Below are 7,009 nucleotides of genomic sequence, written 5' to 3' on the forward strand. Positions count from 1 at the left end.
AAGCTTCCCCGGCAAAGAAGTCATCGACCCGGCCCCCGCCCCGGAACGCCCGGCGGCCCGGGCGACGCAGGACGCCGACTACGGACGGCGTGGCAAGGGCTATGTCTTCGGGGCCTTCCGGCCGGCCACCGGGGAGGCATTCACTCACTCGTACTCACGTCGCACCGGCGAGAACTGGATCGATTTTCTGGAGCGGGTCGAGCGATGGCTCCCGGCTGGCATCACCCGCGTCTACGCCGTCCTCGACAACCTGGCCGCCCACGGATCCCGCGACGTGCTGTTGTTCAACGTGGCATGCCCGCGATGGGAGTTTGTCTTCCAGCCGGTCGCGGCGGCGTACTTGAACCTGATCGAGCCGTGGTGGAAGATCCTGCGGTCCCTGGCGCTCAAGGGCCGACGATTCGGGACATGGGAGGAGATCGTTGAGGCGGTGAACCGGGCGACGGCTTACTGGAACTCGCACCGACATCCATTTCACTGGGGCCGACGACGGCGTCACCGGCCCCGTCGGCCGGCCGGCGTCGCCACCCCGCCATCTGTGCGATAACTTGGCGGATGCACCACTAAATATCGGGCTGGAATGCGTCAAAATACCTGAGTGAAACGTCTTTGCTATTGGCTGAGCTTTGCATGGATGCCAATTGGCTCTCAAGAGCCAGCCTGACATTCCAATCGCCTCCGCGGATCAAATCCGGATTTCCACCGGAAAACGGCAACCGAGGCAGACATACTCGCCGTCATTTGTCGGACTCATTTCCGAACAGCCATATTCAAGCAAAGACGTCTCCCCTTGCGGTCGGCCTGTCGCCGACTGCCGCACTTTCTCAAGGGGGCCGCCATGCCCAAATATCTGACGATCGAAGAGTATCACCTGACGGTGCGGGTGCCGGCCGGCCTGCCCGACGAGGAGGCCGGGGAGATCCTTGCCATCCTCGAATCCAAGCCGTTTGTCGCCAAACTGCGGAAGGCAATTGCCGCCATTGTCACGACCTACCCGCCCTTGGCCGTCGTGCGGGTGACGATCACCCGTTGACCGTCACTCGTCCGACGGCCAGCCATTTCCCGAATAGAGTTTTCATCGCGAGTGTGACCTCTGGATGCCGACCGTGGACTCGCCCGGCATGACCGGGACCAAAGCAGTCGGCTATGCGACAGCCTTGGTACTCTAAAGAACCGGCGCCGATGCGTCAAAATACATGGCGGGGGTTGGCTGCCATTGTCGGCCCGATTTATCGGCCAACTCGCTTGTTCCAATTGTCCGGCCGGGGCCAGTGGGTTCCCGTCTCGGCAAAACACAAATCTGACGGATAAGTTCTCCTTCCATGTTCCTGCTTCGTTCTGCATCGTGCGGGGCGGCTCGCCTCTGTGTAACGCGATCGCCCCGCCCGGCGTTGCTCTCTTCTTGCCGTGAGTTATTCATGTTCCAAAACCTTCGACTGACACGACCGTTGGCATTCTTCGACATCGAATCCACCGGGACCAATCCACAGACGGATCGCATTGTCGAGATCGCCGTTCTCCGCGTCGATCCCGACGGTAAAACTGTGGAGGCATCCCGTCAGATCAACCCGGGCGTCCCCATTCCCTCCGCGGCCACCGCCGTCCACGGGATCTCCGAGGCCGATGTGGCCGACGCCCCAATGTTCACGGCCGTCGCCCCCCCGACTCGTTAGCTTCCTCAACGGCTGCGACCTGGCCGGATTCGGCATCAAACGGTTCGATCTGCCGATGCTGGCGGCCGAATGCCGCCGGGCTGGCGTTCACTTTCCGCTTGCCGGCCGGTCTGTCATTGACGCATTGGACATCTTTCACCGAAACGAGCGACGAGACCTTTCGGCGGCCGCCGCCTTTTACATGGGGGACGAACACACCGCCGCCATGCGGTCGCAGACGCCCGCATGGCGGCGCTGGTATTGGACGCTCAACTGGACCGCTATTCCGACTTGCCCCGGACACCGGACCAGTTGCATCACTGCCTGACCGGCGCGGACATCGCCGGGTGGTTCCGGCTCGACGATGGCCGCCCGGTGTTTGCACGGGAAAAACATGCCAGCCATCCGCTGGCCGAAATCGTCGAACGCCATCCGAAGCACATCCGCTGGCTGTTGTCACTTGACCTGCTTGATGATGCCCGCCATCTGGTCACGGCTGCTTCCATCGTCACGCAAGCGGCCAATTAATTACCCCAGTCGCAGATCAAGGCGATACGGAAGTTGTCACCCGCCAATTCCACCACCCGTCTGACGGTGACGGAGAACCTTAAGGTCGTCATCCTTCGCGCGAATGCCGCCGCCGACCGCGTCGGCTCATATCTGCGAAACCTTGGGCTGACACCTCCGCCCGGCAAAACCAGACGTCTGCCCGGTTGGTTCTTGATTGATCTGGGCTCCGCCCTTCAACTGCTTGAATGGGAGAGGTCGGGTGTCACCGACCTTCTGCCCGGCTTGTTCCCCCCGGCCGAAGAATTCCTTCTTGACACTTGGCGGGCCGTGCGTGATCCGGTCATTCGCCGACGCCGGCCGGACGAGGCGCTGGCCCGCCGGATCATGACAACGAACAGGTGGCATCTGGCCCATGCCGACCGGGTCCAGTTTCCCGGCGTTGTCGTGGACGCGGCGGACGAGGAGGCGCTGGCCGACTCACTGGCCAGGTTTTTGTGGGACATGCGTCATGCCGACGCCCTGAACTAACCCGGAGATTTTCGATGCCCCGCCCCGCCGCCGGCCGAGCCTTGTTCTACACCCGCGATTCCATGGGCCGTGGAGAGTGCGCCCCGCCGGAGGCCGTCCGGTGGGCCGTCGCATGGTGCGTCGCCGAGAAAATCCGGTTTGGCGGAACCCCCGGCGCCATCACCCGGATGATGAAGGGTGACATCAGCCATGAGGAAGACCTCTTCCTCGATGATGGCGTGTCCGGGAACATTTTCCGTCGGCCCGGGCTCGACGCCCTGCTCGCGACGGCATTCTCTGACAAGTCCGTCAGCCATGTGCTCATCCCCCGCCGCGACCGGCTGGCCCGGCCTGACAATCCCGTCGACGGTCTGATGCTGGAAATCGATTTGCGAAGGGCGGGTTTGTGCCTCGTTTATCAAAGCAAGGTTCTCAAACCCATGGGGCCCGCCGAGCGGCTGGGGCTGGAGGAGATGCTCGGCAGCCTCCTGGAGTTCGACTCGTCGGGACGGTTCCGGCTGGAACTGGCCGACAAACTCCTGAAGGCTCAATTGCAACTGGCGGCCCGCGGTTGTTCAATCGGCGGGTCGGCTCCCTACGGGTTCGAGCGATGGCTCGTCGGCCCGGACGGGACGCGAACCCGGCGTCTCCTCCGCGGCGAGCACGTCCGCATGGCCGGCCACCACACGGTGTGGCTGCCCAAGGAGGATGGTCATGAACTCGACGTCGTCCGGCGCATTTTTGAGTTGGGTTGGACGGTGGCGCCCTCCCGGATTGCCTTCCAGTTGACCCGGGAGGGAATCCCGCCGCCGAATCCAGACGGCCGGCGGACAAGCGGGGTGTGGCACGCCAGCGCCGTGCGAAACATTTTGAACAACATGATCTACCTCGCGATCGGAGTGTACGGGAAGCGATCGGAGGGGGACCAGCTCCGCTTCGCCCCGGACGGTCTGCGGCCCCTGACCGAGGCGGATTTCAAAACGTCCGGCAAGCTGAAATGCGTCGTCAACCCGCCGGAGCAACGGGTGGTGACCCCGTTGAAGTTCGCCCCGGTGGTCACTCCGGAAGATTTCGCCAGGGCCGGGGCTTCGCTGGACTCGCGCCGCCGCAAATCCCGGGGCGCTCCCCGGGCACGTGGCGACCAATGGAATCCGCTGGGATGCCGGATTCACGACATGGGGTGCGGGTGGCCGCTCTATCGCACGGCCAAGTCCGGCGGCTTCAAATATGCCTGCGCCCTGTATCAGCAGTCGCATGGTCAACTCTGCCGGCACAACGCCGTGCCCGGAGAGGCGGCCTCGCGGTTCGCGCTGGCATGCGTCCGACAACGGGCGTTGACACCCCGGGGACTGGCGGCCCTGGAGGCCAAATTGCGAGAGATTGCGAGCCGGGAGGCCGGGGAGGCCCCGGAAGACGGGGAGCGAGGCCGGCTGGAGGCCGAACTGGACAAGACCCGGCGGCAGTTGAAGGTGGCGGCCAGGAACATGGCCCTGATGGAGGACGAGTCCAAACGCACGGCAGTCGAGGCGGTTTATGACGAACTCAAGACGACCGAGAGCCGTCTGGAAAGCCGGCTGAGATCACTGCCGGAGCCGGTGTCCCGCGACTCCGCCGACGAGGAGGTCGCGAAAGCCTTGGAGGTTCTTGGTCGGCTGACGGCTCTGGCCGGCGAAAATGAGAGCGGGCCGTCCGTGACCAGATTGTTCGCGGAATTAAACGTGAACGTCTATTTGCGGTTCGAGGAATATTCCGTTGGCAAACGGACCTTGAACCGCGTGGCCGGGGGTGTCGTGACGTTCGGGGCCTCCCCCGCGCCCGTGCCTCTTTATGAAGGCCCGACGAGCCGGGAGATCATTGTGAAAACGCTGGCCGACGGGGACGTGTCGTCCCTGATGGCCGGCGAAGCCGCGCCCGCCGTGGGCGTCGGCACTCCGTCAGCTGACACCGGGAGCGAGTCGTTAGGAAACGAACAGCGTGTCACAAAGCGTTGCACCCGACGGGGCGGCAGGCAGCGGAATCGGGGTTGAAGTTCAACCGACCGCCCCGCAGGTGAACTGGGGCGTTCGGCTTGCGCCGCGGGAGTCGTCGAAGACCTCGGGTCCCACCTTGGGCAGTCCCCGGCGTGTGATTTCTTGGTGGCGGCTTGGGATTGACAGTGTTAGTATGCCGTCGCGGCCGTCCTCCGAAGGCGTCTTCGAGGGCACGGCCGCGACGGCCTACGGGGCAGGTGTCCGGGCCGCGTCCGTGCGGCCACATGGCGTTTGGTGAAGTCCCCACGGGCAGGACGGCTTGGGTCGTTGCGAAGCGGCGCAAGCCGAACAAGGCGTTGCAGTGACTTGGCCATCCGGGCCAAGTCACTGAACTTAAAGGCGTTCGGCCACAGAAAGCCAAACACAGAGTCTGAAGGTTCCATGCGAATCGCACAGCGGGCTGATTGGAAGACCATCTCGCTGCCGGACGAGTGCCGGGCGGTGACACTCGACCGCGCGTACACAGCGGATGAGTTTACGCGGATCAAGGCCGGCCGCGTTCCCGAAGTGATGGAGCACAAGTGGTTCGTCTTTTGCGAGGAGCCGTGGCTGTACTTTCATCGGAGTTTGACCGGGGCCGGACTCTACAAGGTTCGGTTTGCATCTGTCACAAGCGAGGTGGAAGTCGCCGAGGCTTGGGCTAACTCGGGGTATTCGCATCTGTCGCCCCTCAAGCTGGGCGATCCCCGACAGGCGGTATTCGACTCGTTGGAATTAGCGGCGCTGCTCGACCGCCAGGCCGGTCGCCCCACGAAGGAGTTGTGGCGTCAGTACTTTGATGCTCTGGCCCTGGCACGCCCGAAAACATACTCCGGTCGCCTCCGTGTGGATGAGGCGCTGTATCGTTGGAAAGCAAAGGAACTGTCACCGGGCCTTCGCATCGCTGTCCAAGCGGTTGAGGAGGCGGGAGCGGTGCTGATTCTTCTTACCAAAAAGGACATCGCTCCTCGGAGTGTCTCGCTGTCACAGATTGCCGCTGCCATCCGGGAGGCTCGCCTCACCGGGTGGGAGCCGCTACAACCGGGACCGCAGTTCAAACGCATGGTTTCGTTCTAACCTGAAGGCTCGCAGGGCCGAACCAGGCTCTGCACCCGACACCGGCCGCATGTGGGTTTTTCGGGACGTGTGGCTCACTGAGCGGCCGGTGCGGGTGAGCTTAGTCGTTCGGCGGGGAAGCCCCGAGCCCCGGAGGTCGTGCTTTGAGCCGCGTGCTTCGTGCGCGTGTCCCGCCTGCCGTGCTGTGGACGTTGGCGGGACTTCTGATCGCCGGTTGCGTCGGCTCGTGCGAACTCGCGTACCGGCCGTACAACGGCATCCGCGTCGGTAGTCTCCGATCCGAGGCTGGGTCCGCGCTCCCGGCCGGCTCCTCCCGCGAACAGGTCGTGGCGTGGCTCGACGCCCGCGGCCTCCCGTACCAGCCCGTGTACGACAAGGGCGGGGAGTCGTTCCTCTGGTACCTGGTGCGAATGCGGAACGGCAGTTGGATGAGGCCGAACGCGGGCCTCTGGATGACATTCTACTTCCACGGTACCGAGCGGTTGTCGGAGATCAGTGTCGGAGAGGACTAACCGGCCGGTGGCGGTTCAGACGCCGAACCAGGCGCTGCACCGGACCCGGCCGCACGCATCGGTTCTGGGCGTGTACTTGTCGCTGATTGCGGCCGGGCTGGTGAGCGGGGTCGTTCGGCAGCATGGGTGAAGATTCGGAAGGCGTCAGTCGCCGGTGGGGCAGAGGGTGAAGTCGTCGGTGCCGCTGAGCGAAGCGGGTAGCGAAGGGCGAAAGACGAAGCACTTCGCCCGGTGACGTTCGCCGGGCGAGGGAACAGGGTTTCGGGCCGAACAAGTCGTTGCAGTTGACCGGCGACCTCAGTCATTGCGGCTGGGTGTCAGGTTCCCCGGCGCCGGCAACTGAACTTGGGCGTTCGGCGGTGGAGCGACGGCATCCGGCGGGTTTAAGACTCGGTCCCCGCCCGGCGAAGCGGGTTGAGAAGGGCGAAAGACAAAGCACTTTGCCCGGTGATGGTCGCCGGTGGAGCGAACAAGGTTTCGGGCCGAACAAGTCGTTGCAGTTGACCGGCGACCAGTGTCGCGGTGAAATGGCCGGGGGTTCTCCGGCACCGGCAACTGAACTTGGGCGTTCGGCAGCGTGGGCTTGGGTTCAGGAAGTGCGAGTCGCCGGGTGGGGCAGTGGGTAAAGTCGTTCGTGCCGATGGGCGAAGCGTGTCGAGAAGAGTGAAAGACCAAACCCTTCGCCCGGTGATGGCCGCCGGACGAAGGGAACAGGGTTTCGGGCCGAACAAGTCGTTGCAGT

9 protein-coding genes are annotated in these 7,009 nt (G+C 64.0%); 8 read left to right on the plus strand and 1 reads right to left on the minus strand.

Annotated features, from left to right (window positions below):
* Positions 1-22: 22 nt before the first annotated feature.
* The 8 genes from BGIM_RS0144700 (at position 23) to BGIM_RS0144740 (ending at position 6,267) form a co-directional block, all read left to right on the plus strand.
* Positions 23-547 (plus strand): transposase, encoded by a 525-nt coding sequence (locus BGIM_RS0144700; protein WP_029632012.1) that lies wholly within the window; start codon positions 23-25, stop codon positions 545-547.
* A 291-nt stretch (positions 548-838) separates the two neighbouring features.
* Positions 839-1,033, plus strand: coding sequence for a hypothetical protein (locus tag BGIM_RS0144705; protein ID WP_020476084.1), 195 nt, complete (start codon positions 839-841; stop codon positions 1,031-1,033).
* 385 nt (positions 1,034-1,418) lie between these two features.
* On the plus strand, positions 1,419-1,673 hold the full coding sequence (locus BGIM_RS62010; RefSeq protein ID WP_020476085.1) for a 3'-5' exonuclease: 255 nt from the start codon (positions 1,419-1,421) through the stop codon (positions 1,671-1,673).
* A 225-nt stretch (positions 1,674-1,898) separates the two neighbouring features.
* Entirely contained in the window at positions 1,899-2,180 is a 282-nt protein-coding gene (locus tag BGIM_RS62015; RefSeq protein ID WP_020476087.1) for a hypothetical protein, read from the plus strand.
* Between the two features lie 33 nt (positions 2,181-2,213).
* Positions 2,214-2,690 carry a hypothetical protein gene (locus BGIM_RS0144725; protein ID WP_020476088.1) on the plus strand — a complete coding sequence of 159 codons (477 nt, stop codon included), beginning with the start codon at positions 2,214-2,216 and terminating at the stop codon, positions 2,688-2,690.
* A gap of 14 nt (positions 2,691-2,704) precedes the next feature.
* Positions 2,705-4,696, plus strand: coding sequence for a recombinase family protein (locus tag BGIM_RS0144730; RefSeq protein WP_020476089.1), 1,992 nt, complete (start codon positions 2,705-2,707; stop codon positions 4,694-4,696).
* Between the two features lie 384 nt (positions 4,697-5,080).
* The gene (locus BGIM_RS59490) at positions 5,081-5,755 is read left to right on the plus strand and encodes a hypothetical protein (RefSeq protein ID WP_020476090.1); all 675 of its coding nucleotides are present in this window, start codon (positions 5,081-5,083) and stop codon (positions 5,753-5,755) included.
* A gap of 143 nt (positions 5,756-5,898) precedes the next feature.
* Positions 5,899-6,267, plus strand: a complete 369-nt coding sequence (locus BGIM_RS0144740) for a hypothetical protein (RefSeq protein WP_020476091.1) — start codon at positions 5,899-5,901, stop codon at positions 6,265-6,267.
* A 297-nt stretch (positions 6,268-6,564) separates the two neighbouring features.
* On the opposite strand, the gene BGIM_RS67645 is transcribed toward BGIM_RS0144740, so the two are convergent.
* On the minus strand, positions 6,565-7,009 hold a 445-nt coding region (locus BGIM_RS67645), incomplete at its 5' end, for a hypothetical protein (protein WP_238537840.1).

This window comes from Zavarzinella formosa DSM 19928 (assembly GCF_000255705.1).
Classification (GTDB): domain Bacteria; phylum Planctomycetota; class Planctomycetia; order Gemmatales; family Gemmataceae; genus Zavarzinella; species Zavarzinella formosa.

Bases quoted from the DNA above. Each gene is read 5' to 3' on its own strand.
- BGIM_RS0144705 (WP_020476084.1), top strand. From the start codon at position 839: ATGCCCAAATATCTGACGATCGAAGAGTATCACCTGACGGTGCGGGTG.
- BGIM_RS62010 (WP_020476085.1), top strand. From the start codon at position 1,419: ATGTTCCAAAACCTTCGACTGACACGACCGTTGGCATTCTTCGACATC.
- BGIM_RS62015 (WP_020476087.1), top strand. From the start codon at position 1,899: ATGGCGGCGCTGGTATTGGACGCTCAACTGGACCGCTATTCCGACTTG.
- BGIM_RS0144730 (WP_020476089.1), top strand. From the start codon at position 2,705: ATGCCCCGCCCCGCCGCCGGCCGAGCCTTGTTCTACACCCGCGATTCC.
- BGIM_RS59490 (WP_020476090.1), top strand. From the start codon at position 5,081: ATGCGAATCGCACAGCGGGCTGATTGGAAGACCATCTCGCTGCCGGAC.